A 24,656-nucleotide genomic window follows, 5' to 3' on the forward strand; every position below is an offset into this window, starting at 1 on the left:
ACAATCAACGGTTTGAAAAATCCGCCTCGAACTGAGCCTTTTTGCGCCGAACGGACGCGATGAACCAATGGGTTAGAAACGGTCACGAACATATTGGCCTTTAGGCTCACTTTTCATTACGGCAAACCTCCCTATGTTGGATCAGAATACGCCGGGAGGGTGCCATGGACAGATTCGACAACAGCCCGGAAACGGCTTTGCGTTGGTATGATGAGGGTAAATCTGCCGCTCTTGCCACTGTCGTTGAAACCTGGGGCAGCGCGCCACGCCGCGTCGGAGCGCAATTGGTCATCGCCGGAGATGGCCGGATCGAAGGGTCAGTGTCAGGCGGTTGCGTCGAAGGCGCAGTCATTGTCGAGGCGCTGGAAGCGATCGACGAGAAAGAGGCGCGATTGCTGGAATTCGGTGTCAGCGACGAAGACGCCTTTGCCGTTGGGCTTGCCTGCGGCGGTACGATCCGGGTTCTGGTCGAGCCCATCGGAAGCGTGCTGCCCGAAGCCATGTTGCGTGAACTGGTCGATGCGCGGGCCGGGCGCGAGCCTGTCGTGTACGAAGTTAATGTCGAAACGGGCCACAGGGCCCTGAAACGAGATGCCTATCCGCAGCGTGTGCGCATGGACCGATCGGGTTTTGAGGAAGACGGAAAGACATTTGTGGCGGTCCATAACCCTCCGCTACGTCTGATTATCGTGGGTGCTGTTCATATTGCGCAGGCGTTGGTACCGATGGCGCGGATAGCCGGGTACGACCCCGCGATCATCGACCCGCGGGATGCATTTGCCTCGGACTCGCGTTTTCCGGGGGAAACCATACTAACCGATTGGCCTGACGAAGCCGTCGCCAAGCTCGGGTTGGATGTGCGCACTGCCGTCGTTTTGCTGACCCATGACCCCAAGCTGGATGATCCGGCGCTTGAATCTGCGCTTCGGGCCGGGGTGTTCTATATCGGTGCCTTGGGGTCTACCCGAACGCATGCGAAACGCGTCGCCCGACTGACCGAGGCAGGCTTCACCAAAGCCCAGATTGACCGTATTCATGGCCCGATCGGTTTGGATATCGGGGCCGCCGACCCGTCGGAGATTGCGGTGGCAATTCTGGCTCAGATGACCGCTGTACTAAGAGGCAAGGCGTGAAATTCGGACCCATTCCCGTAGCTGATGCAAACGGTGCGATACTTGCCCACTCGGTCAAGGTTGGTGAAAACAAACTGCGCAAGGGGATTGTTCTTGCGCCTGAACATCTTGATCAGTTGACGGCTGCGGGCCATACCTCGGTTACAGTTGCGCGACTGGAACCGGGTGACTGCCATGAAGATGATGCCGCGCAGATGTTGGCGGACTCGCTTGCGCCAGACCCGGGCGCTGTCGGGCTGCGCGTGACGTCGCCCTTCACCGGCCGTGTGAACCTGCTTGCGGATGGGCCGGGTGTCGTCGTTTTGGATGTCGACGCGCTTGAGGAATTCAATCGGGTCAATCCGATGATTTCCGTGGCGACCGTGCCGCAATATCAGCAGATGAGCGAAGGGGGGATGGTCGCGACCATCAAGATTATTTCCTATGCCGTGCCGGGGGCTGATGTGCTGCATGCCTCTCGTCTTGCGAAAGCTTCCATTCGATTGGTCCAACCGACGCTGAAAACAGCGGGGCTTGTGGTGACAGATATCCCCGGCGGACCGTCCAATGAAAAGGGAATTGCGGCAATCCGCAACCGGGTCGAAACCTTGGGAATGCAGCTTACAGATGTGCGTATTGTCCCGCATAGCCCCGAGCCTTTGGCTGAGGCGATTGCAGCAATGTCTGGTGATCTGGTGATGATCTTGACCGGCTCTGCGACATCCGACGCTTATGATGTGGCACCCCAAGCGGTTCGCGCCGCCGGAGGGCAGGTGGATCGGTTTGGCATGCCTGTAGACCCCGGAAACCTGCTGTTTTTGGGGTCATTGGAATCCCGGCCGGTGATCGGTCTACCGGGATGTGCGCGCTCTCCGGCATTGAACGGGGCTGACTGGGTGTTGTCCCGCGTGGCGTGCGGGGTCGAAACTACGGGTGTCGATATTGCCGGGATGGGCGTGGGTGGCTTGCTCAAGGAAATTCCGACACGGCCACAGCCACGGTCATCGCGAAAGCGTAATTGAGTTCCGGCAATTCGCCAGACCGCAGAAAAATCGCAGTTTTTTGTTCTCAAATGAAAATCCTCGTGTTTAACTCTCGTTAAGGGAAAACACGAAATGGGAGGAGTTCATGACACAGGTCTCGATGACTGTGAACGGCGTAGCTGTGAGCGGTGAGGTTGAGGGTCGGACGTTGTTGTCTGGTTTTTTGCGCGAGCATTTGTCTTTGACTGGTACGCATGTTGGGTGTGACACGGCGCAATGTGGTGCGTGTGTTGTGCATGTGGATGGTCAGGCTGTGAAGTCGTGCAACATGTTGGCTTTGGAGGCGGATGGAGCCGATGTTGGCACGATTGAGGGTCAGGCCAATGCGGATGGGTCGTTGAACGTGATTCAGCAGGCGTTTCAGGATCATCACGGTCTTCAGTGCGGCTTTTGCACGCCGGGGATGGTGATGAGCGCGGCGGCTTTGCTGAAAGAGAACCCGCGCCCGACGGAAGGAGAGATCCGGCATTACCTGGAGGGCAACCTGTGCCGGTGCACGGGCTATCATAACATCGTCAAGGCGATCATGGCCGCATCTGGTCAGGACGTGAGCAACATCGCCGTCGAATAAGCGGCCCGAGGGAGGAGAACAAGCAATGCCCAAAGACAGTGGCATCGGAGCCAGTTCCAAGCGGCGCGAGGACGTGCGCTTTCTGACCGGAGCAGGCAATTACACCGACGACATCAACGTGGCCGGACAGGCCTATGTGTATTTTCTGCGCTCGGATATCGCGCATGGTAAGATCAACAGCATCGACACCTCGGCGGCCGAGGCCATGCCGGGTGTGGTCAAGGTGTTTACCGGCAAGGATTTCGAAGGGGTGGGCGGCATCCCCTGCGGCTGGGAAGTGACCGACAAGCACGGCGCACCCATGCAGGAACCGGCGCATCCCATTCTGGCACAGGGCAAGGTGCGCCATGTGGGCGATCCCATCGCCGCCGTGGTGGCCGACAGCCTGGCCCAGGCCCGCGATGCGGCCGAGGCGATTGACGTCGACCTCGAGGAACTGCCTGCCGTGATCGACATGAAGGCGGCGGTGCAGGATGGCGCGACGCTGGTCCATGACGATCTGAAGAACAATGTCTGCTATGACTGGCAGTTGGGCGAGACCGACGATGCCAAGGTGAACGAGGTGTTCGCCAATGCGGCCCATGTGACCACGCTGGATCTGGTGAACAACCGTCTGGTTGCCAACCCGATGGAGCCGCGCGTGGCGGTGGCGGAATACAGCCGCGGGACCGAGGATTATACGCTCTACACCACTTCGCAGAACCCGCATGTGATCCGGCTGCTGATGTGTGCCTTTGTGTTGGGCCTGCCCGAGCATAAGGTGCGCGTGGTGGCCCCGGATGTGGGCGGTGGCTTTGGCACCAAGATCTTCCACTATGCGGAAGAGGCGTTTGTGACCTTTGCCGCCAAGGCCTGCAACCGGCCCGTCAAATGGTCGGCCAGCCGGTCCGAGGCGTTCATGTCCGATGCCCATGGCCGCGATCACGTGACCACGATCGAACTGGCGCTGGATGCGGAGAACAACTTTGTCGGGCTGCGCACCAATACGCTGGCCAATATGGGGGCTTATCTGTCGACCTTTGCCAGCTCGGTACCCACATGGCTGCATGGCACGCTGGCGGCGGGCAATTACACCACGCCGGTCATTCAGGTGAACGTCAAGGCGACCTTTACCAACACGGTGCCGGTGGATGCCTATCGCGGCGCGGGCCGGCCCGAGGCGACGTACCAACTGGAGCGCGTGATCGACAAGGCCGCGCGCGAGCTGGGGGTCGATCCGATTGCGCTGCGCCGTCAGAACTTCATCACCCAGTTCCCCTATGACACGCCGGTGGCTCTGACCTATGACACCGGGGACTATAACGGGACCATGGACAAGCTTGAGGCTGCCGCCGATCTGGCGGGCTTTGCCGCGCGGCGTGCGGAAAGCGAAGCCAAGGGCAAGCTGCGGGGCCTGGGCATCAACTGCTATATCGAGGCGTGCGGCATTGCGCCCTCGAACATCGTGGGGATGCTGGGGGCTCGGGCGGGTCTCTATGATGCGGCGACCGTGCGGGTGAATGCTACCGGATCGATCAGTGTCATGGTCGGCGCACACAGCCACGGGCAAGGGCATGAGACTGCCTTCCCGCAGGTTGTGGCCGACATGATCGGCATCGACGAGTCGATGGTCGAAATCGTGCATGGCGATACGTCCAAGATCCCGTTCGGCATGGGCACCTATGGCTCGCGCAGCCTCGCGGTCTGTGGCTCGGCCATGGTCAAGGCCACCGAGAAGGTGATCGACAAGGCCAAGAAGATCGCAGCCCACCTGCTGGAGGCGTCCGAGGCGGATATCGAGCTGAAGGACGGTCAGTTCAGCGTCGCGGGCACCGACAAGTCGGTGGCCTGGGGCGATGTGACCCTGACGGCTTATGTGCCGCATAACTACCCGCTGGAAGTCGAGCCGGGGCTGGAGGAGACCGCGTTTTACGACCCGGCCAACTTTACCTTCCCCTCGGGCGCCTATGCCTGCGAGGTCGAGCTGGACCCTGAGACCGGCAAGGTCACCATCGAGGCGTTCACCGCGGCCGATGACTTTGGCAACATCGTCAACCCGATGATCGTGGATGGCCAGGTGCATGGCGGTATCGGTCAGGGCATCGGTCAGGCGCTGCTGGAGAACTGCGCCTATGACGAGAATGGCCAACTGCTGAGTGCGTCCTATATGGACTACGCCATGCCGCGGGCCGATGACGTGCCTTTCTATGGCGTGGATCATTCCAGCCAGACGCCGTGTACGCATAACCCGCTGGGTGTGAAGGGCTGTGGTGAGGCCGGGGCCATCGGCTCGCCCCCCGCTGTGGTCAATGCGGTTCTGGATGCGATGCATTCGGGTGGCAAGGCTGTCGATCACATCGACATGCCGGTGAGCCCGTCGCGCGTCTGGGCGGCGATGAACAGTTGAGAGGTTGGGGTGCGAGGGGCCAGCCCCTCGCGCTCCCCGGGATATTTATAGCCAGATGAAGAACGGATCCGTGTTCTTCGGAAAGGAAATGCGAAATGTACAGTTTCGAGTTTGAGAAGCCTTCGACCATTGCCGATGCGGTTGCCGCGTTGGGGGCCGAGGACGCACAGGCGTTGGGCGGGGGGCAGACGCTGATCCCGACGCTGAAGCAGCGGTTGGCGGCCCCTTCGGCGCTGGTATCGCTGGGTGGGATTGCCGAGATGCAGGGCGTGTGCGTCGAGGATGACGGCTCGGTCTCGATCGGCGGGGCCACGCCCCATGCGGTGGTGGCGCGCGAGGCGGCGGGGTCCTATCCTGGGCTGGCGGCTTTGGCCGGGCAAATCGGTGATCCGGCGGTGCGCAATCGCGGCACCATTGGTGGCTCGGTGGCCAACAATGATCCGGCGGCCTGTTATCCGGCGGGCGTGCTGGGATCGGGCGCGACCATTGTGACCAACGCGCGGCAGATCGCGGCGGATGACTTCTTTCAGGGCATGTTCACAACGGCGTTGGACGAGGGCGAGATCATCACCCAGATCCGCTTTCCCGTGCCGCAGGCCGCGAGCTATCAGAAGTTCCTGCAACCTGCGTCGCGCTTTGCGTTGGTCGGCGTCTATCTGGCGCGGTTCGCAGATGGCGTGCGCGTGGCTGTCACCGGCGCCAGCGAGGATGGCGTGTTCCGTTGGTCCGAGGCTGAACAAGCGCTCAACACCGAGTTCCGCCCCGACGCCCTGACCGGCCTGAGCATCAACCCCGCAAACATGATCGGCGACCTGCACGGCAGCAAGGACTACCGCGCCCACCTCGTCAGCGTCATGACTAAACGCGCAATCAACGCCTGCTCGTAACACACCAATAAACCAAGGCCCGGAAACAAAGGGCCTTGGTTATGGTTTTCGAATTTTGGGTGCTTTCGAAGGCCTCCAATAAGCGCCGGTGTTTTCGCGCGCTTGTTGATATTGTCTTGCACGGTGGTGTGCGTCTTTGCCACCCGCGTCGAAAAGATGCCCCAGGATACAGTCCAAAACAGCCATCGCGCCGGTAAAATTCGAGAAATCATGTAGGGAGCGGACGCTGACGGGAAACGTCACGTCAGGCTCAACTTTTGGCGCAATGACATCGCTGTCGGACACAAGGATGATTTTCATCCCTTTCTGCCTTGCGAACCGCATCGATTGAATTGTTTCGGCTGAATATGGGTGGACTGTAATCGCAATAAGGCAGTCACTGTGGTCTGCGTCCAGCAAATCATCAACAGCCGACCCGACATGCCGGGGTGCAAGTTGAATGCCGGGATGTGCCATTCGTCCGACATAGGAAAAATAGTATGACAGCGCATAGCTGGCACGCGTGGCCGTCACAAAACATCTTTTAGATTTGGTGATAAAATCAACGGCCCTGCGTATCTTTTCCGGGTGCATGAGCCTGAGCGATCGGGTTACGACGTTCTGAGCATTCTGCGCGTATTTTGCTTGTGATTGGCTTAGCTGGTCCCCTGATTGCAGATTTGCCAGCCAATCTTGACCCAATTCGCCCTCTCGGTCCGTAACCAGAGCTTGCCGAAAAGGTTCACGAAAAGCATCGAAGCCATCAAACCCCATGCGGTGGGCGAGGCGAACCAAAACGTTTGAACTGACGCCAATATGTGCAGCCGTTAGGCGAATAGGGTTCAGGCCAAAATCGCCCGGATAATCTATGATGTACTTTGCTGCGGCTTGAAGGCTGGGGGGCATCTGTTCGATGTCCCGGCGTAGCTTGTTGGTGAGGTTGTTGAGCGTGTCTTTCATAGCATGAAAAAAACATATGTTTTGCAAATTGCAAATTGAAAACACGGTGTATGGGGGTAGATAAAATTGAACTGTGGAAGGCCGCTTTGATGACACCCGAGCAATTACAGCATGCGCCGTATATTCTTGTGGCACCCAACGGCGCGCGCCGCGGGATAAGTGACCATCATAATCTGCCCGTTACGACCGAGCAGATTGTAGCGGCGGCGCAGGCCTGTTTCGATGCTGGTGCGCAAGGTATTCATCTGCACGTGCGCGATGAAAATGGGCAGCACAGTTTGGATGCTGGCCGATACATAGAAACGATTGCCGAGTTGCACAGGGTCGTCCCTGAAATGGACGTTCAGATTACGACCGAAGCTGCTGACATGTACGATGTTTCCGCTCAGTTAGAGTGTCTAGAGCGGGTCTGCCCCAAATGGGTTTCGATCGCGGTCAGAGAAATTGCCAGATCACCGGAGCTGGTCGACAAGGTTTATGGCGTTTGCGCCGAGCAAGGAACGCAGGTGCAACATATCTTGTACGATGCCGATGATGCCGCAGTGTTGGGTCGCTGGCAGGAACAGGGGCTGATCAGGTCGGGTCAGACAGACAGGTTGTTGGTTCTTGGTCGGTATGTGGAAGGACAGCAATCAAATCCGAAGGAACTGGACCTGTTTCCAACCGCTCAATCGCGATGGATGGCTTGTGCGTTTGGCCGGCAAGAGCATGAATGCCTGTTGGCAGCCGCCAGACGTGGCGGTGATGTGCGCGTCGGTTTTGAAAACAGCATGACTGATCGGGATGACATGCCCTGGAAGGACAATGGGTCCTCGGTGAAGGCACTTGTCGCAGCATTGAAGGAGAATGTTTCATGAGCCATGTCTTTCCACGCCATACAAAATCCAACTTGCCGGTCGCTGTTGCAGGGGACGGGTGTTACGTCATTGACGCCGTAGGAAAGCGTTATCTGGATTGCGGGGATGCTGCGGTGTCTTGTTTGGGTCATTCGGATCAATCGGTTATTGAGGCCGTGCAGGATCAAGTGGGCAAGATCGCCTTTGCGCATACCGGTTTCATGACATCCGAACCAGCCGAAGCCTTGGCAGACCTGTTGATTGAACATGCGCCGGGTAATCTGGACCGCGTCTATTTTGTGTCCGGTGGGTCCGAGGCGACCGAAGCGGCGATCAAGCTGGCGCGACAGTATTTCCTTGAGATTGGTCAACCCGAACGACGTCATGTGATTGCGCGTCGTCAAAGCTATCATGGAAATACGTTGGGGGCGTTGTCTGCGGGTGGCAATGCGTGGCGACGTGCGCAGTTCGCGCCGATGCTGATCGAGATGACACATATCGCCCCGTGTTATGAATACGCTGAGAAGCCGGATGACGAGAGCAGTTACGACTACGGGCAGCGTGTTGCAAACGAACTTGAGTCAGAGATTTTGCGATTGGGGCCTGAAACGGTGATGGCGTTCATGGCCGAGCCGGTTGTCGGCGCGACGTTGGGCGCGGTCCCGGCGGTCGAGGGGTATTTTCGCCGCATCCGAGAGATTTGCGATCAGTATGGTGTTCTGTTGATTCTGGACGAAGTGATGTGCGGTATGGGGCGAACCGGGCATTTGTTTGCTTGTGACCACGACGGAATCTCTCCGGATATCCTGTGTATCGCAAAAGGTTTGGGGGCAGGGTATCAGCCTATCGGAGCGATGCTGTGCACCAGTAAGTTGTATGGCGCGATTGAGGAAGGTTCCGGTTTCTTTCAGCACGGGCACACGTATGTTGGCCATCCTGTAGCAACGGCTGCGTCCTTGGCAGTTGTACAGCAACTGATACAACGCAACCTTCCAACGCGGGCCACCGAGATGGGGGACGTTTTGCAAAATGCGCTGCTGGAGGAGTTTGGCCAGCATCCGAATGTCGGCGATATCCGGGGTCGTGGGTTGTTCCGAGGGTTGGAGCTGGTTGGAGATCGTGCGACAAAAACACCGATTGATCCATCGCACGGCACAGCAGCCAAGATAAAAAAAGCCGCGTTTTCTGAAGGACTAATCTGTTATCCCATGTCCGGTACGCGGGATGGCAGGCATGGCGATCATATCCTATTGGCGCCGCCCTTCATTATCGGAAACTCGGAAATCGGCGAATTAGTCACAAAGTTGAGTAAAGCGCTATCTGCAGCCGTTTAACGTGTTTGTGAACTGACTAATCCTGTGTATCAATTAAAGTAATTGATTAGTTAATAGTGCACAGGTGACGAATGGTTCGCGATATTTGGCTGAGCTTTAGGGAATTACCCCTTTGGGTTCAGTTTTGGATGGCTTTCGTACTTATTCCCGTCAACTTGGCTCCACTAGCATTTGTCGATCAACCACAAGGTGCATTGATCGCTGCGCTGTCGGTGACTGGAATGGCGCTGAACATTCCCATCATGCGCGCGGCCAGAGGTATGACAAAGGCGATGGCGCTGCCGCATTTGGTCTGTTGGGTTCCAATGCTGGCAATCGTCATAATGCTGTTGATGGATGCTTCCGCATTGTCACCGGGTTATGTGCAGTTTTTGGTGCTGCTGTTGGTGGTCGATCTCATTTCTCTTGGTTTCGATGTGAACGACTCGATCGTTTGGCTGCGTGAACGACAGGCGGAACAATAAAGCCCCCTGAAAAGGGCGTCTTGCGGGACACAACCCCGCAAAGGATATTGCATTAACCTATTGTTATAGAATAATTAATACGAATATCGGGACACAGGTTTTTGCGCAATCTTTGCGCTGTGTCCCGACCGTGTCCCGAAAGCCACGTTACCAAAGCAATTAGGGCTTTAGGCGTCCGAATACCTCAAGCCATTAGTTTGCCGGGTTCTCGGCGCACATGGCGCGTGTGTTCATCTCTTAAGCTTTAGATTTGCTGTGTCCGCAAATTTAATAAAGTTATCAGTATAATGGCTTCTAATGGCATCGGCCAAAATTTTGTGGCGAGGATGCTGGACTTAGGTCCAACATCCTTTTTGCCCGCCAGCCGCTTGGATGGCGTCGTATTGGCCTTTCATTTGGGCCAGTTGCGCGCTTTCGTCTTTATCATTCGCAAGCAAGAATAGCGCGGGCCAGAACAACACCAAGCCAACGCCCATTGCCACGGCATCATTGGTTGCTTTCTTATTCTGTTCACCAGTCAGATGGTTCACTTGAGCGACAATTCGTGCTTGTTCCTGCCGAAGCTGTTTGCAGTTTTGGTCCGTATACAGCGTCATGGGAACATAACTTGCCGTTACATTTTCTGCTTTTTGTGCGCAGGCAGACAACGCCATAGAACCCGCCAACGCGGGGATGATAATTTTTTTCATGTCCGAAACTCCTTATGCCCGCGATATATTCAAGTCGAGCGATGTCTACTTGTGATTTTTTGCCAGAATTTTTCTAATATGCTGTTTTGATGCGAATTATTCGTTCTTGGGGCAGTCAATTTGCAATGTTGGGCCACGGAAGGCCGTTTCGGGGCGCTCTCGGGTATCAATATAGCCCGTGCACAGTTCCAACCCCCTCACATTGGCTTCTTTGGTTGTCAGGCGTTGTCGTCCCAGTGGTTGCGGAGTAGAGTTGCTGAGCAGCCTGCCGGACGTCGATTGGCTGCTTGGTGACCGTGGTTATGACGCCGACTGTTTCAGAGAAGCATTGAAAGACAAAGGGATACGTACCTGTATCACCGGCCGGAAACAGCGCAAGAAGACTGTGAAATACGACAAGCACCACTGTAATCGTCGCAACCGGATCGAGATCATGTTAGGCAGGCTCAAGGACTAGCGGCGCGTAGCAACCCGATACGACAGATGCCCAAAGGTCTTCCTCTCAGCAATCGCCCTTGCAGCAACCGTCATCTATTGGTTACGAGTCCTGACCCTAACAATCAATCCGGACCAGTCAAAACGGGCTTACCAAAAACCGCGAATGAACCAAAAAACTGCTTTTCAATAGCCGTTGAGCAAATTAGACCTAACACGCACCCGACAATTAGATTCTGACTTGGCGACAAAAAATATCCAAATGCGATACCGAAGTGTGTTTTTAAGTGTATTCATTTTGGTCGTTGCGCTATCGATCTTCACGTTGGATACCATCTACAGCGCAAAAAATGAGTTTCGCCCTGTCGAACTGGACTACATCAGAACAGCATTTGTGGCTTGTTCTGTAGTCCTTGTTGCCCTGGTCATCGTTACAAACTTTTTGCCGCCAAAACTCGCAATCGCGGCACGTGCCGTGACAGGGTTTTTTTTTGCTGCTGCCGTTGTTTCGATAAACTGGTCGATGGTCGAAGCATTCGTTTTGCTTCCGACGATTGCGATGATTGGCATTTGCCTTCTTGCGATCTATCTAACTTACATTGTTCTGAGCTTGGGCATTCGGGGCCGAGCAATAGTTGCTATTCTCGTGGCTGTGGCTTTCATCATTGTCCCCTTGCGGGATGTACTGGATGCATATGAAGAGGTTGAGTACACGGAGTTTCCAGCCATCGACGATATCAAGTTTGATAATAAACCAAATGTTTACCTTATCTCGCTTGACTCAATTCACCCCAAGAGCTTGACATCTCGTTACATGGGCATTGAAGAGACCGCTTTCCACGAACCGATTTACTCCAGAATGGACAGGTTCGAGAATCTGTTTTCGGCACGTGTCCCCACAAAGAACGCGATGAATCTAATGCTACGGATGGAGCTTGATGAATTTGATCGCGGTAAATCTAGTGGTAAAAGTTTAGAACTCTATAGGGGTAAGTATGACGGTCGTCTAAACGCGATTTTCCGCAACAATGGCTACGAAATCAACACAGCCTATTCCGGAAATTACTTTGGGACCGAACAGGGCAGCTTTGTGGATCGGTATCACATTCCGTTGCAAACAGCAGGCGCATGCGAATTCAATGATAGCAAGTTTCGACAGGTGTCATTGTTTGGCCTCTGCAGATTCATCGACAAAAATGAAACTGATATAAAGATCGACAAAGCAGCACACGTGCTGGATTTCGTATCGTATCTGTCACGTCAGAAGAAGCCACAGTTTTTACTGGCGTCCATCTACTCCCCAGGTCACACCAGAAAAGACTTTTTGATCGAAGACGAAGAAGCGAATGCCGCTTACAATGACTATTATTTGAATAAATCTTTAGAAGCACGGCAAACGTTGGATCAGTTGCTGGATCAGCTTGAACGGGAAGATCCAACAGCGATTCTTTATATCTTTGGAGATCACGGTCCCTGGCGGAGCCGCGGAGATAGAAAGACCCGTTTTGCGAAAGACCCAGAGTTTTTTGTACATGACCGTTTTGGGATATTAGGGGGTATTTTTCCAAAAGGGCGCTGCAAAACTTATGTGAACTTGAGAAATGAACAGCCTTATACGACAAGCGTTCAAGGTGCGGAAGCGATCCTCAAATGTTTGACTGAGGGTCGCTATCAGGAACTGGATCAGGACTATAGAATCAGAGGCCGCGTTGACGGCATCAGCAGTAAATTCGAGGACTACATATATGAATAATCGTAAAAAATTGACCTTACTCGTTATTGTAGCATCCATCGTGCACCCGTCCGTCGCGCTCGCATATGTAGACCCGGGTTCAGGAAGTGTAATCGTAACCACAATTCTTGGGTTCTTCGCCGCCATTGCGTACACGTTTCGCAAATACTTCTATAAGCTGAAGCGAAAGATGTTTGGCGGAAAAAGTGACGAAGAAGACAGTCGAGCGCTCGATGATTAACGCAATCAGTGGCTCCTTTCGTGACCCCAGCAGCCGTGTTTACGCAGTCGACGCGCCCGATAAAAAAGGTCGCGCAATTTATCGTGGTGTCGACAGTGAAACGTTTGAAAACTTCCAAAAGCTCCAGGCTGAGCCCTTCTACAAACAACTTGAAAACGAAAATCGCGTTGTAAAAACCACTCTTTGTGCACCTGCCGATCCGGTCGCAAAGGAAATCCTGGAAGCTGGCTGGGCAGGTGTGATGCGGCACGAGCCTGTCTCACTCGTTTCGTACTCATACGAATGGTCTTTCGCCATGCTAAGACGCGCGGCTTTATTGCATCTGCGTATCTTGACCGACGCGTTGGAAGCTGGGTGGACCGTGAAGGACTCAACGCCCTATAACATCCAATTTGAAGGTACAGCGCCAGTCTTTATCGACATCCCGTCGTTTGTGCCTTGGCAAGAAGGCGAACCCTGGGTGGCATATCGACAGTTTTGTTGCTGTTTTCTGACGCCGTTGATGATGCGCAGCCACTTGGGAATCAATCACCTTCCGTTGTTGCGGTCCTACTTAGATGGCATACCTCCGGTTGAGGCAGCCAACTATTTCAGAGGTTTCTCCCGTTTCAAGCGCGGTGTCGCTAGCCACATTATGCTACCTGCACGCGTGGAAAGGCGGATTGAGGCGCGTGAACGCGATGCCGTTCCTGCCCAGGACCGAAGTCAACGCAAAGTCAGTCGAAAATATGTGCTGGCACTTGTTGAAAGTGTAACGCGCCTCGTCAAGTCGCTCTCTGTAAACATCGAACACACGGACTGGTCGGAATACGACAAAACCCACACTTACGATGACGATGAATTCCAGGCAAAAAAAGGCTTCGTACAAGAATTCGTACAGGAAAAGAAACCATCCTGCCTAATGGATATTGGCTGCAATACAGGCACGTTCTCAAAAATCGCTGCGGAACACGCAGATTTGGTCATTGCAGCTGATGGCGACCACGATGCGGTCCAGAAACTGTTTATGCACGAATCTACCCACTCGGCGCACAACAACATCTTGCCTTTGGTGCTGGATCTGTCCAACGTTTCCCCCAATCAGGGATGGGCAGGCAAGGAACGCTCTTCATTTGACAGCCGCGCCAATCCAGATGCAATCTTGGTTCTAGCCCTTGTTCACCACATTCGGATTTCTGCCAATATTCCGATGGCATTGTTCCTTGACTGGTTGCGATCCTTCAATTGCGACATTGTTATTGAGTTCGTTGATCGGAACGACGAGATGGTCGTCAAGTTGCTGCAAAATAAAACGGAACAGTATCTGGATTACAGCCGGGAGAGCTTCGAGCGCGAGCTACAAGAGCGCTTTAAAGTGCGTGCTTCCAAGGAACTCAAAGGCGGTAAGCGCGTGATTTACCACACTGAACCGCTGTGATTCGGGATGTCGTTTATACGGTCCTGTTGCCGGTAATATATCCGATGGAGTTGCTGTTCGAATTGATGTGGACAGCAACAAATTCTGCAGGGCTATCGATAATTCTGCTTGCAATGGTGATCTCGATTTTGACTATCCCGCTGAAGAAGTGGGCGAAAAAGTCTGAGGATAAATTTCTTACGCTCAAGCAGTTGGTCGATGCCGACATCGCAAAGCAAGCTGCTGGGCTAAAAGGTGAAAAACGTTTCGAAGTCGTTGAAAAAGTCTATGAGAAACACGGCTATCATCCGATCAAATCGATCGTCGCCGGAACATCGTTCGTAGTTATGCTTCCATTTCTGATTTCGGCGATCTTTATTTTTGGAGGCTCGGATGAATTGAAAGGCGTTAGTTTTTTATCAATTAGTGACCTATCGGACCAAGATCATCTGATTTTTGGATTTAATTTACTACCTGTTTTGATGTTGCTCTTTGGGATTAGTGAAGCCTTATTGCGCTGGCATGACCAAAAGGATCAATTGATCCGCTACCTGATCGTGTCGGTTGTTCTGTTTGCGTTGGTCTATTCACTTGCATCTGCACTAATACTCTACTGGATCAGCATGAACGTATGTGCCGGAATCATTTTTTCTGTGGCGAGAAGCCAAAACCGACGCTAAACGTGAACTTTCCGTTGGGAACTACCTTTGTTTCGCGCCAGTTTGCCTCTCCCGTTTTAGGGTCAAGATTCATAGCCAATAAAAGAAAGTAGCTGCGAGCGCGATGGCAGAAACGAATTGCACGGAGAAACGATCATACCGGAAATGCGACGTCGCTTGCCATGGAGTAGATACCTAGCAACGGACATTCATGCGCCGCGCATCACTGGATAAAATGGGCTCACCGCCGTCATCAGGGCTTTTCGTCGGATGACCGGTCCGCCATTCCGAGCGGCCGTTGCATTGGCCGATTCCATCGGAAACGCCGTCGTGATTAAAGGGCGGCGGGACGATTGTCCGTGTCGCACTTGCTTTGGCTCGACCTACAGCACCTGAAACGCATCCAGCACTTTTTTCCAAAACAAATGTTGAACGGTTGCACGATGCTCGCGGTGGACATATCAGGGGGAAGGCACCTTCCGTGCCGGGGCGGTCGCGGCTTCCAAACGCGTCGCCCCATCAACCCCGAAAAACGGCAATTGCGGGACACAGGCGGGACACAGCGTTTATCAGCCTTACTTAAAACTATAATTTATCTGGTTATTTATCTTTTACACTTCCCCCTTTTGAGGGTAACGCCCAGCCCAACCGCTTTTGCGTCGCGTGTTAGCAGGTTTACGGCTTCCCTGTATTCAATCTTTGCAAACGGATTGAACCTTGGTTTGTCGTCGTAAGTATCCCAAACACGGGCAGGTGACATGTCATGTATGGCGTTGTTGCGTTGGGCACTATGCACCGCGGCGGCCCGGTCCTCCGCTTCAATCCCCCGCACGGCCAGCGTGCCAGCCACAGCCGCGGCCCGTGTCCGGTCCATCGGGTCGTTGCTCGGGTCCATCGCGATGGATGCGACGTCGCGTGTCACAGCAGTCAGGATTGCCAGAAAGTCGTTTGCAGTCGGAAGCGGCGCGACGGCGCTTTCCTCAACAGGGGGCGCACTGGCTTTCCCCTTCGGCATCTTCACAATCTTTGTGGCCTTACTCATCGTCCCCAACCCCGCGTACCTGTTCCAGTGTCACCCCAAAACCTTCGCATAGCGCCGCAAACGCGCCCTGTTCATAGTCCCGAAACTGTTCTTCGGTCGCGCAATTCACCAGATGGCAAAAGCCAACCTTCAACGCCCGCTTACGCGCAAAATCCATGTCATGCAGTTCGGCCAGCACCATTAACCTTTCCACCGCCTGAAACGCGGCATCGCGGGCCCCATCTATGTCGCTGGTGCTTGGGTCAAACGTGGGGGCAACCACAGCCGCGATTGCCCTAGCGTCGGTGCTCATATCTTCGGCCGCATCATCTTCATGTTTCAAAGCACGGGCGGCGCTTTCAATCGTCCATTCAGTCGGTATAGGTATTGTCTCGGACATTATCGCTTTCCTCATCCAGAACATTTTGCACGGCGGGATTGCCGCCAATAATAGCATCAATCGCATCGGCACCGCGAATTGGGTCCAATTTGACAATTTCGGCGCACAGGGCGCGGATTGTGTCGGACAACTGGCGCTGGCGATGTTTGTCCACCCGGTCCAGCAACCCCATGTAGATATCCAGATGGTCCAGAAAGTCCGCACCGATTTGAAGGGCCGCCGCCGTGTTCCCTTCGCCCATCTGCGTTTCAATCCCGACCTTCATGGTTTCCAGCGTGTCCAGCACCAGCTTCTGCAGGTCGCCAATGTGGTCAACGTCGCGTTGACGTTCCAATCGGTGCGTCGCTTCGATGATTTGAGGGATGCACCGCACGACATGCCGCCACACGGTCGCGGGCGTCACGCCAATACGTTCGGCAATGTCCGCATTCGACAGGCCCGCATAGTGCAGGGTTGCCACCGCGCGGCGGTTTTGAAGGTCCATCGCGCATATCGGGCAGGACGGAAGGTCCACGCGCGCCATGATGTTGGATAGATTGAAACGCCCTTTTTCACGCAAAATGCGCCATTTTACGCCAGCACGACGCGACGTCTTAGGCATTCGAAAGCCCCTTTGCGCCCCAAACCGCAACGGCAATGCTTTCCCCGTGTTCCGCGACGCAATCCTGAAACTGTTCAATCGCCATGTTCACGCGGTGGACAATATCGCGTTGCGTGGGCGCTTCGCCGTCAAACACGTCGGCGCTGGTCAAATCGTCCACCACTTTGGCGTGGTAGTGGGTGCCACGGTCCATCAGGGTTATCGTGAATTCCCGTTCCTTATCGTCTGGATGTTCGGGTTGCATATTTCGCTTCCTTCCATGCAGGGGATTTGGGCGGGTTTCGTTTTTCCGTCAGGTGCCTACTCCCCCCCTTAGTATATTCTGACGGAAAATCTCGACAGTTGGTAACTCTCTGAAAACAACAACTTACGCGGTTTTGAAAATCGCTGACGGAAAAACCTAGCATTTGATCGCCCCCGGTTGAGTGGGCACAACCTATTTCTAGTTGTGTGGATACAGCCGTCATAACAGCACCGATTTCAGGGCGTTGAGGGGTAGGGCGGTGGCCAGATTACCGCCAAGCGCAAGGTCGGTGGACGTCATGGCTATGGCCCGCGGTTGTGGCTGTTCAGTGCGCCTGCGTATGTTGTCCAACGTGCGGGTGGTTATGCCTGCCACCCCGCACCCATCCAGCAGTTTCACTGCGTCGGGGTACTTAATGTCAAAGCCGGGTATGCGATGCGCAAACGCCGCAAGCACAGCGCGTTCAAATTGCGTCCGCTTCAAATCAACACCGCCCGGTTGCCCGTCCATCATCCAGCCGTGAAAGCGCAACCAATCGTCAGCACTTTTTAGTACCGCTTCGGCCTTATGCCTGTATTCATCCCACGCGCGCCGCCAGTGCAAACAATCCTCAACCGTGGCGAATGGGGCAGTTCCAAACCGGATAATCCCGTCATAATCCCGCACGTCCACGGGCATACGTTTGAAGTCAAAGTCTAGATTGGATGCAACGTCACGGGTTTCATCTATCAGGTCGCACCCAAGGCGGTATTGCTTCGGCAGGGACACCAGCGACTTTCTGGTCATGACGTCACCGTATTCGCGGTTCCGTATGATTTCCTCCCACGCGTGCGCTTCCCCAATCTTCGGCTTTGTCCTATCCCAGTGGGGGATTTTGTGCCCAGCGCGCGCAATAAAAACGTTTGTTTCATCTTCGACAAATAGCGCCATGCCCCCGCGGGTTTTCACCACCAGCACGCGTTGCGCCCTATGCTTCACCTCAAGCGTTTCAGTGTCGCCGTTTGGGTCCACCATGCCGCGCAGTTCGGCAAACCATGTACCTATTGCCCCCGACGTTGCGGCCTTCGCTTCTGCCAGCGTCGCGTCACTCAGAAAACCGTCTGTTGTCGCGCTCATCATCGTGACGTGGGCAGGCAATCCGGCAACGGCTTCGGCCAGTGTCGCGCGGACAATAGACGTAATGTAGGCCGCATATGGCGCGCAGGTTATGCCGCTTTCTGGCATGTCCTGATATGTGCCGTTGCGTGTGTCAAACACGCGAGCTGTCACAGGGTTTGTTTTCCAGCCTGCCACAGCCTGCGCAAATTTGCCGTACCCACTGTTGCCAACCTCCTTAACCAGCGCGTGCAGGCCGGGGTGCGTGCCCTTCGGAAACCGTGCGCGCCAATGGTTGATGAATTTGGCGAAATCAACCAACGGCCGCGCCGTTCCAGCCCACGGCACATAGACGCCGTGTTTAACGGTGATGCGCGCGCCCATCTGCACCGCTAACTCCAGTTCGGGGCCGCAACAGCAGGTTTCCCCCGATAGCGGATAGCAAAGGCCATAACCCCCGTTTGCAACTGGCAGGCACGGAAAGCGCGTGTCTGGCGGGAATTCAAATTCGGCCCGTGCAAACGTCAAAGCGTCGTGGCGGGCCAGTGTGTCCACGTCCTTAGTGTATTGGATGGAGTCCCAATCCGCGGGGCGAAAGGCGGCCATGGCAGACGTGTATGCCCCCTTAAGGTCAAGGTCGGTTATATCCCCGTCATGCACGCCGATTTCGCAGGCGATATTCAGCCCGCCATGGAAGCAATCGGCCGTCAGCGTTTTTATATCGCCCACGGCTGGCAACATGGTTTTCTGTTCACGAGGGGGTTTCTGCCATCCGCAAAAGCGTAACGGGTCCAAATCGCAATCCGATATGCAGGACCGTATTTTTTCAATGCCCATGCTGGCGACGGTTGCGGGCATTGTTTCCAATCCCCACGCATCGGCCAGCGTCGCGACTTCAAATATCCAATCCCGCGCTATCACCGCATCGCGCAGGGCGTATGCCTCAAACGGGGCGGGGTGTTGTTGCAAACACAAATCCATGCGGCGGATAGCGGGCACACGCTGGCCCTGTTCATCAATCACCGGGGGCATACTCAGCTTTTCAACGCCCATCCAATCGCCCAGCGCCGCCAGTGGTGCGCGGCCGGGGGCCAACAACATCGTATCCAGCAAACGCACACGGATATTCACCCGTCCGACGCCCGGCATCCGGTAAGGAACACGAATGCCGTCCCTATGGTTAATCGTGGCGTATGTGCCGCGGACGTTCTGCGCGCGCTTTTTCAGTTTGTTGAAATCGGCAAACGTCGCCAGTTCTGCACGGCTGAAATGCGCCGCAACGATAATGTTGATGGCATCGTTGCAAATGTCGGCTTCGGAAATCATCCCAGCGGCGCGGGCATCTTCTATCACGCCGCCAATCATGTGACTGAAATACGGGCGGCGCGTGCGGCCTTCGGTATAGACGACATGGTCGCGGGCCGCTGGGTTGTTGGGGGTGCGGTAACTCAGTTGGTGCGACAGGACTATGTTTTTCACGGGATGGCAGGTGCGCTTTTCGCAATGAATGTCCGGCCCCTTCCGTGTGCAGGTCGGACATTGGCGGGCCAGCATATCCGCGGACGGGTTCGGCAGTTCGGATGCGGACACATATTCCGCATCCAGCCCGATAATCAGCGAATATCTATCCAGCACACCCAACGCAGTTAACCACCCATCCGAGCCACAGCACCGCGGGCAGACCGTTCTAATTCCCGTTCGCGGTTCGTTGGGCTGGTCGCGATGGCGCGCGGGTGCGTTGTCACGGCTTCGCGTAGGAACCCCGATATTGCGGCTTCGGAATATCCGTAGTTCGCCAGCGTCCAAACGGCGGCGGCCATGGCGGGGTGTAGCTGGGTGGAACGCTGAATAAAGTCGCTGGCGGCGGCGGGCAGGCTGATAAAGCGGTCATGCCCAGCCATGAAATGCGCGAAAACGTCGTCGGCGTTGACGCCGTGCGGCGTGGACGCGCGGAAGCCGGTAACGCCTTCGGGGGGTGGAAACGCCGATGTGACGGCTTCGATGAAACCCAACACGCGGGTTTGGTCCACCAACGGCAAATCATCGGGGCCGCAATCCAACGGGCTGGTTTCGGGCCATGTGTATTCGTTGCCGTTGGGATGCTTGCCGCCCAAGATAATCAGGCCAGTCGTGCAATAGACGGATATATCAACGCCGTGGAAATGCTGGGTGGTTATGCTTTCATTGGCAGGGCGGTACAGGCGCAAAGTCCTATGGCCCGGTTTGCGGGTGCGCCACAGGTCGGTTTGTCCAAGGTGTTCGTCGGCAATTTCGCGGATTGCAAAAGCGCGTTCGGCGTCATCGTGGTCTAGGTCCACCGCAACAATCGTCCCGTCCATTATCAGGGCGACATTTTCGGCGGCGCGGACGTTGGCCCATGCTTCAATCAGGTGGCGCGGCGGTGTTTCCGCCTGCCATCTGTTCCAGCCCTTACCGCAGGCTTTGCCGTGGGCAGGGACAACGGTTGTCCATCCGTTGTCAAAAAGTTCGGGCGCGTCTGCAAATCTCATCAGGTTCGGACCTTCCCCACCTCAGCCCTCCACTGAGGGGCTTGGCGATGGGATTACTAATTAAAAAACAACAGGAAATTTCAGCATCAGGCGGTTGTGTCCCGCCTGAGTGCCATTTCAAGGTGCCGTTCGATTAAAACGGCGCGTCCGTCGGGTCATAGCTTTCGGCAGGTTCGGGCGCTGATGCGTCTGCATCGACAGGGGCGGGGCCGATGATTTTGGCGATTTCGTTTTGCGGAAGCCCGTCGCGGTCCTTCCCTTTCGACACCATCACAGCCACCCGCGCGCCCAGCAACATGGGCAGGTCGTCACCATCCGTGATTGCGTCCGCTTCCAGCCCCGCGGCCGTCACCAGCGCGTGCAGGCGGTTGAGGCCACCCAGAACAACGCGGGCTTGTTTCGGCTCAAACACAGCAGGGTTAAGGGTCACGCCTCCGTTGCCATCGTCAACCAGCGCGTCAGCGCCATGACTGACAGGAACAAACGCGGCGATTTCGTCCACGTCGTCCACGCCTTCCAACGCGAAGCGGACAACACCCCAACCCACGGGGCCAGTGCGTTCACCCACGCTGGTGTCTGTTACAACGGCGGTGTAGCGCCCCGACTTTGCAAGGCCCGCTTCCAACACCTTCGCCGCGGATTTCATCGCATCGGCCAACGACGGGCCAGCCGGACTAGCCGCCCCATTGCCCAGCGCGTTCAGGCCGTTTTGTTTCGGTTGTTCAGTCATGGAATAAATCCTTTTGATTTGAGATTTCGTCTTGATGCGCCGCAATCAGCGCATCCATTGCGGGCGTTGCGCCGCGGGCCATTGTGTCGATTTCGGCCAGCCCCCGGCGTAACGCTTCAGGTGACATGGCTTTGTCGGTTGTGGCCCATGCCAGCGCGCGCAGGGCGGACCCGATGCGCTGGCGGTCTAGTTTGTCAGAACGGAATTCGTGCGTGCTCATCACGCCGCCCGCCCGTTTCTAAGGTGGGTCACGTCGTTAAACGGCTCAGTTTCGGGTTCGGGTAGCCAACCGACCCAACAGGCAATTGGATTGCCCAAATCAAGCGCGTTTGTCGCGATTTCGAGACCGCGCTTTGTTGCGCAGAACGCCAGCGACGACCAAGGCCGCTTTCCGTTCGGGCTGGTCCGCTGTTGCACAATCCACTGAATGTTGTCGCGACAGCGGATAATGCGGTGAATGCCGTCGGTAATCGCGACGGTCAAACAACCGTCGCTTTGCTCATAGACACGCATCACGCCGCCCCTGTCTCGGTGATGTCGCGCACGACACCGATTTCCGAAATCAGGTGATAGCGCCCGTGCCATGCACCGCCGCCGTCGTCGATACGCTCAGTCTTGATGTTGACGCCGTGGTGTTTGCGCAGGCGGTGAACTACCGCGCTATGGCGACGCCGCGACGGGCATTCAACGGGGCCAGCGCGAAGCTGTTCCAGCATCCGGCAGTCATTGCCGCCGACGCTAATCTGGCGCGTTTCGCCGCCCTCATCCTTCACGGTGAACCTCTTTTTAAGTTTAGTCATTGTCTCAATCCCTTCGGATTTCTGAGACACGAAAACCTGTGATATGCCGGGACTACGGATTTTAATCGACTGCCCGACCTACACGCCCTGTGCCGTTCCAGCGGCGCAGGGTGTTTTTCATGTCGGGTTAAGCCGCGTTATCGGCGGTCAGGTTGTGGCCGCGGCGGGACGGTTGAATGCCCCTTTCGCGCCACGATTTCATTGCGTCCTTCACACGCCCTTTTGAGTGAATGGACATGCCGTGCAGGACGCGTTGGGCGAAATCGTCGTCAGCCTTTGCCAACATCCACCCAGCCCAATCAATCGGGTCTACAACGGTTTTTCCGGTGGCGGTGTTCCGTTTGCCGGGATAGCGCCGCCCTGTTGTGTCTGACGTTGGTGTTACTTCCTCAGACCATAGCGCCACCAAGTCAGGAATGGACGCGGCCATTGGAAACGGTTGGGATAGTGTCAGGTTCATTAAAAAAAACCCCCATCTGCGGTTACTGATGGGGGTAAGTTGGGTGGGTTAGCTTTGTTTGTGGGTAACGGCGTGGTGTCGCCTGCGTTACCTACCGCTTTTTGGCGCGGGCGCGGGCTGACTTAAGCGCGTCTTTTGACGTTCCGAAGCTATCCAATAAAGCGCGGTCGAAAGTCTGTTTTGCCGCTTTTACCGTGTCAGCACCACGGCCCGTGTTTTCAGTTACGGCGCGTTCAAGCCCTTCCGCTACGCTATGCATGAACAGGCTAACCATGCCAGCGTCAGCGGATATCCCCATGTCGCGGGCGGCCATGTGCACCCCATGGGCAACCTTTTTCAGGTCCATCACAACGTCAGAACCCAACGCCTCAGCCTTTAGGCTTAACGAATCTGAGGCTTCAATTTCGTTCTGGTTGGCGGTGTCCACCATCGCGCGGCAGTCTTTCAGATAGTCAACGGTCACGCGGCGTGATGGCGTTATAAAGTGTTCCGCCCCGGTTTCCCATGTCGCGGGGTACTTAATCAAATCACCATCCGCGTCGCGGTTCGCGTTCAGATCCACGTCGCCCACGATAGACCGCGCTTTTATCAGGCTAGGTTTATCCTCATTCCAGTTTTCAAGGTTCAGCACTTCATAAACATTGTCACTCATCATCAGCCCTTTCCATGGCTCAAACTGATTACTCTGTTCGCAGGCTCTTCGCCGCGCGCTTCGGCCAGCGCATCGGCCAACAACGACGCCCACGCTTCAAACACGGCGCGTTGGCGCTCGACTTGCTGGTCGCGCTGATACCGTCGTTGAAGCCGTGACGTCGTGGCGCTGGCGCTATGGTTTAAGCATCTGTCAACAATCGCCACGTCCGAACCCGCCTTGATTGCCCCGTCAGAAAACGCGCGGCGTAGGTCGTGAAACGTCCAATCCAGAAAGTCCGCGCCCAGCGCATCGTCTAACCTCTGTTTGATCGAACCAAAGCCACCGAAGGGACCATCGCGCTTGCCTTGGAAAACGTAAGTGTCGGGGTCGCCGTTCAGGTCAACGCCAATCGCTTCAGCCGCGGCTTTGATATGTTCCAGCGCGGTTTCACTTAACGGTGTCTTATAATCCTCATCCGTTTTTGCTTTCTCGGCGGGGATGGTCCAAACGCGGTTTTCAACGTCGATTTCGCCCGCCTGCATCATCGCCACGTTTGCCCGCCTTTGCGCGGTGTATATCAGCGCGGTAACAAACCCGCGGGCGGATGCGCTCTTTTCATCCTCCAGCGCAATCAGGATTTGCGCTACTTGCTCTTTCGTTGGGGAAACATTGCGCTCTTTTTCGACCTTCACCTTTAGCGGGGCCAGAATGTCTTGCGTGGTCCACCCCTGTTCGAACATCCAGCGAAACAGCGGCTTTGAGCGGCGCAACGTCGTGTTGATGGATGAGGGGGCGCGAACACGTTCCTTTTCAATCCACAACCGCACGGCTTCGGGGGGCAGGGCGTCAGGGCGCATGTGCAGATACTTCGCGAATAGCCGTTTCATAGCTTTGACGGTCTTATCCTTTAGCCGCGTGCCCGCCAGCCGAATATCTGCATAGGTGTCTATCGCATCGCCCAGCGTTGGCGCTTCGGCCCGGTTCCGTCGTTGGGCCTGTTACTGGCGCAGTTCGCGGGCAACCGCTGTTTTGTCCGTGGCTGCAACCCGCGCATTTACCGCACCTAGTTTTGTCTGCGCCAGTTCGCGCGCCTTGGCGGGCGTGGTTTCTGGAAAGTCACCCAGACGAACCCGAAAACGGTTTCCGTCGATTGTGTGCCGCAAATACCATGCGCCCTTGTCAGAACGCCCCACGCATTCCAGACCGCGGAATTCCTTATCGCGCCACGTTCCCCGCCTTTCTTTGGGCAGGTGACGCGCCACATAGCTAGTTGATTGGGCCTTGCCCATCGCATCCACCTTCCGTTGTTGTGTCCCGCACGCGTCCGATTGTGTCCCGAATACCGCTTCCAACCGCACCCGGTCGGACCGTGCCATGTAAATACATAGGGGGATTACTTAGGGGATGCAAACGCCTTTATTTTATGGCGATTGTTAT

General features: G+C 55.7%; 27 protein-coding genes and 1 pseudogene. 12 read left to right on the top strand and 16 right to left on the bottom strand.

The genetic code is table 11. From position 1 onward, the window contains the following. Positions 1 to 164: 164 nt before the first annotated feature. The 5 genes from GOX73_RS03370 to GOX73_RS03390 all read left to right on the top strand — a co-directional run bounded on the left by GOX73_RS03370 (position 165) and on the right by GOX73_RS03390 (position 5,999). Positions 165 to 1,133: an XdhC family protein gene (locus tag GOX73_RS03370; RefSeq protein ID WP_171123161.1), complete on the top strand. Its 969-nt coding sequence runs from the start codon at positions 165 to 167 to the stop codon at positions 1,131 to 1,133. After that, on the top strand, positions 1,130 to 2,134 hold the full coding sequence (locus GOX73_RS03375; protein WP_171123163.1) for a molybdopterin-binding protein: 1,005 nt from the start codon (positions 1,130 to 1,132) through the stop codon (positions 2,132 to 2,134). Before GOX73_RS03370 ends, GOX73_RS03375 begins: the two co-directional genes overlap by 4 nt. A gap of 106 nt (positions 2,135 to 2,240) precedes the next feature. Continuing rightward, positions 2,241 to 2,726 carry a (2Fe-2S)-binding protein gene (locus GOX73_RS03380; RefSeq protein WP_171134784.1) on the top strand — a complete coding sequence of 162 codons (486 nt, stop codon included), beginning with the start codon at positions 2,241 to 2,243 and terminating at the stop codon, positions 2,724 to 2,726. A gap of 25 nt (positions 2,727 to 2,751) precedes the next feature. Further along, positions 2,752 to 5,112, top strand: a complete 2,361-nt coding sequence (locus tag GOX73_RS03385; RefSeq protein WP_171123165.1) for a xanthine dehydrogenase family protein molybdopterin-binding subunit — start codon at positions 2,752 to 2,754, stop codon at positions 5,110 to 5,112. Between the two features lie 95 nt (positions 5,113 to 5,207). Continuing rightward, positions 5,208 to 5,999, top strand: a complete 792-nt coding sequence (locus GOX73_RS03390; RefSeq protein WP_171121282.1) for a xanthine dehydrogenase family protein subunit M — start codon at positions 5,208 to 5,210, stop codon at positions 5,997 to 5,999. A 39-nt stretch (positions 6,000 to 6,038) separates the two neighbouring features. On the opposite strand, the gene GOX73_RS03395 is transcribed toward GOX73_RS03390, so the two are convergent. Beyond that, positions 6,039 to 7,073 (bottom strand): MurR/RpiR family transcriptional regulator, encoded by a 1,035-nt coding sequence (locus tag GOX73_RS03395; RefSeq protein ID WP_371808561.1) that lies wholly within the window; start codon positions 7,071 to 7,073, stop codon positions 6,039 to 6,041. On the opposite strand from GOX73_RS03395, the gene GOX73_RS03400 reads away from it, so the two are divergent. The 3 genes from GOX73_RS03400 (at position 7,028) to GOX73_RS03410 (ending at position 9,572) form a co-directional block, all read left to right on the top strand. Next, complete coding sequence (locus GOX73_RS03400) at positions 7,028 to 7,795, top strand: 3-keto-5-aminohexanoate cleavage protein (protein ID WP_171121283.1); 768 nt, start codon at positions 7,028 to 7,030, stop codon at positions 7,793 to 7,795. The genes GOX73_RS03395 and GOX73_RS03400 overlap by 46 nt on opposite strands. Continuing rightward, positions 7,792 to 9,108 (top strand): aspartate aminotransferase family protein, encoded by a 1,317-nt coding sequence (locus GOX73_RS03405; RefSeq protein WP_171125296.1) that lies wholly within the window; start codon positions 7,792 to 7,794, stop codon positions 9,106 to 9,108. The genes GOX73_RS03400 and GOX73_RS03405 overlap by 4 nt, the downstream gene beginning before the upstream one ends. Positions 9,109 to 9,179: 71 nt before the next feature. Further along, a complete protein-coding gene (locus tag GOX73_RS03410) occupies positions 9,180 to 9,572 on the top strand; it encodes a hypothetical protein (RefSeq protein ID WP_171125294.1) in 393 nt (130 codons plus the stop codon). A 335-nt stretch (positions 9,573 to 9,907) separates the two neighbouring features. On the opposite strand, the gene GOX73_RS03415 is transcribed toward GOX73_RS03410, so the two are convergent. Next, the gene (locus tag GOX73_RS03415) at positions 9,908 to 10,261 is read right to left on the bottom strand and encodes a hypothetical protein (RefSeq protein WP_171125292.1); all 354 of its coding nucleotides are present in this window, start codon (positions 10,259 to 10,261) and stop codon (positions 9,908 to 9,910) included. 253 nt (positions 10,262 to 10,514) lie between these two features. Here GOX73_RS03415 and GOX73_RS03420 point away from each other — a divergent pair. The 4 genes and pseudogenes from GOX73_RS03420 to GOX73_RS03435 form a co-directional block, all read left to right on the top strand. After that, positions 10,515 to 10,802: pseudogene (locus GOX73_RS03420) on the top strand (transposase); the annotation flags it as partial. Positions 10,803 to 11,021: 219 nt separating this feature from the next. Then, positions 11,022 to 12,449 carry a sulfatase-like hydrolase/transferase gene (locus tag GOX73_RS03425; RefSeq protein WP_171125290.1) on the top strand — a complete coding sequence of 476 codons (1,428 nt, stop codon included), beginning with the start codon at positions 11,022 to 11,024 and terminating at the stop codon, positions 12,447 to 12,449. A 185-nt stretch (positions 12,450 to 12,634) separates the two neighbouring features. Then, complete coding sequence (locus tag GOX73_RS03430) at positions 12,635 to 14,086, top strand: hypothetical protein (protein ID WP_171125288.1); 1,452 nt, start codon at positions 12,635 to 12,637, stop codon at positions 14,084 to 14,086. 44 nt (positions 14,087 to 14,130) lie between these two features. Next, the gene (locus tag GOX73_RS03435; RefSeq protein ID WP_171125286.1) at positions 14,131 to 14,745 is read left to right on the top strand and encodes a YidC/Oxa1 family membrane protein insertase; all 615 of its coding nucleotides are present in this window, start codon (positions 14,131 to 14,133) and stop codon (positions 14,743 to 14,745) included. A gap of 583 nt (positions 14,746 to 15,328) precedes the next feature. Here GOX73_RS03435 and GOX73_RS03440 read toward each other — a convergent pair. The 14 genes from GOX73_RS03440 to GOX73_RS03505 form a co-directional block, all read right to left on the bottom strand. Next, a complete protein-coding gene (locus GOX73_RS03440) occupies positions 15,329 to 15,766 on the bottom strand; it encodes a hypothetical protein (RefSeq protein WP_171125284.1) in 438 nt (145 codons plus the stop codon). Beyond that, positions 15,759 to 16,145 carry a hypothetical protein gene (locus GOX73_RS03445; RefSeq protein ID WP_171125282.1) on the bottom strand — a complete coding sequence of 129 codons (387 nt, stop codon included), beginning with the start codon at positions 16,143 to 16,145 and terminating at the stop codon, positions 15,759 to 15,761. Before GOX73_RS03445 ends, GOX73_RS03440 begins: the two co-directional genes overlap by 8 nt. Next, positions 16,117 to 16,746 (bottom strand): helix-turn-helix domain-containing protein, encoded by a 630-nt coding sequence (locus GOX73_RS03450; protein ID WP_171125280.1) that lies wholly within the window; start codon positions 16,744 to 16,746, stop codon positions 16,117 to 16,119. The genes GOX73_RS03445 and GOX73_RS03450 overlap by 29 nt, the downstream gene beginning before the upstream one ends. Beyond that, positions 16,739 to 16,990: a hypothetical protein gene (locus GOX73_RS03455; protein ID WP_171125278.1), complete on the bottom strand. Its 252-nt coding sequence runs from the start codon at positions 16,988 to 16,990 to the stop codon at positions 16,739 to 16,741. The genes GOX73_RS03450 and GOX73_RS03455 overlap by 8 nt, the downstream gene beginning before the upstream one ends. Before the next feature lie 219 nt (positions 16,991 to 17,209). Further along, complete coding sequence (locus GOX73_RS03460) at positions 17,210 to 19,720, bottom strand: hypothetical protein (protein WP_171125276.1); 2,511 nt, start codon at positions 19,718 to 19,720, stop codon at positions 17,210 to 17,212. 11 nt (positions 19,721 to 19,731) lie between these two features. Further along, positions 19,732 to 20,595 carry a bifunctional DNA primase/polymerase gene (locus tag GOX73_RS03465; RefSeq protein WP_171125274.1) on the bottom strand — a complete coding sequence of 288 codons (864 nt, stop codon included), beginning with the start codon at positions 20,593 to 20,595 and terminating at the stop codon, positions 19,732 to 19,734. Positions 20,596 to 20,728: 133 nt separating this feature from the next. Further along, a complete protein-coding gene (locus GOX73_RS03470) occupies positions 20,729 to 21,325 on the bottom strand; it encodes a hypothetical protein (RefSeq protein WP_171134785.1) in 597 nt (198 codons plus the stop codon). After that, complete coding sequence (locus GOX73_RS03475; protein ID WP_171125270.1) at positions 21,318 to 21,545, bottom strand: hypothetical protein; 228 nt, start codon at positions 21,543 to 21,545, stop codon at positions 21,318 to 21,320. The genes GOX73_RS03470 and GOX73_RS03475 overlap by 8 nt, the downstream gene beginning before the upstream one ends. Beyond that, positions 21,545 to 21,838 carry a hypothetical protein gene (locus tag GOX73_RS03480; RefSeq protein ID WP_171125268.1) on the bottom strand — a complete coding sequence of 98 codons (294 nt, stop codon included), beginning with the start codon at positions 21,836 to 21,838 and terminating at the stop codon, positions 21,545 to 21,547. The genes GOX73_RS03475 and GOX73_RS03480 overlap by 1 nt, the downstream gene beginning before the upstream one ends. Further along, positions 21,838 to 22,125: a hypothetical protein gene (locus GOX73_RS03485; protein ID WP_171125266.1), complete on the bottom strand. Its 288-nt coding sequence runs from the start codon at positions 22,123 to 22,125 to the stop codon at positions 21,838 to 21,840. The genes GOX73_RS03480 and GOX73_RS03485 overlap by 1 nt, the downstream gene beginning before the upstream one ends. A 127-nt stretch (positions 22,126 to 22,252) precedes the next feature. Beyond that, positions 22,253 to 22,585 carry a hypothetical protein gene (locus GOX73_RS03490; RefSeq protein ID WP_171125264.1) on the bottom strand — a complete coding sequence of 111 codons (333 nt, stop codon included), beginning with the start codon at positions 22,583 to 22,585 and terminating at the stop codon, positions 22,253 to 22,255. Between the two features lie 91 nt (positions 22,586 to 22,676). Next, positions 22,677 to 23,240 (bottom strand): hypothetical protein, encoded by a 564-nt coding sequence (locus tag GOX73_RS03495; protein WP_171134786.1) that lies wholly within the window; start codon positions 23,238 to 23,240, stop codon positions 22,677 to 22,679. Then, entirely contained in the window at positions 23,240 to 24,106 is an 867-nt protein-coding gene (locus GOX73_RS03500) for a tyrosine-type recombinase/integrase (protein ID WP_171125260.1), read from the bottom strand. The genes GOX73_RS03495 and GOX73_RS03500 overlap by 1 nt, the downstream gene beginning before the upstream one ends. Positions 24,107 to 24,217: 111 nt before the next feature. Next, positions 24,218 to 24,595 (bottom strand): Arm DNA-binding domain-containing protein, encoded by a 378-nt coding sequence (locus tag GOX73_RS03505; protein WP_171125258.1) that lies wholly within the window; start codon positions 24,593 to 24,595, stop codon positions 24,218 to 24,220. Between the last annotated feature and the right edge of the window lie 61 nt (positions 24,596 to 24,656).

The sequence above is a fragment of the Ruegeria sp. HKCCD7221 genome (genome assembly GCF_013031225.1).
Lineage (GTDB): Bacteria > Pseudomonadota > Alphaproteobacteria > Rhodobacterales > Rhodobacteraceae > Ruegeria.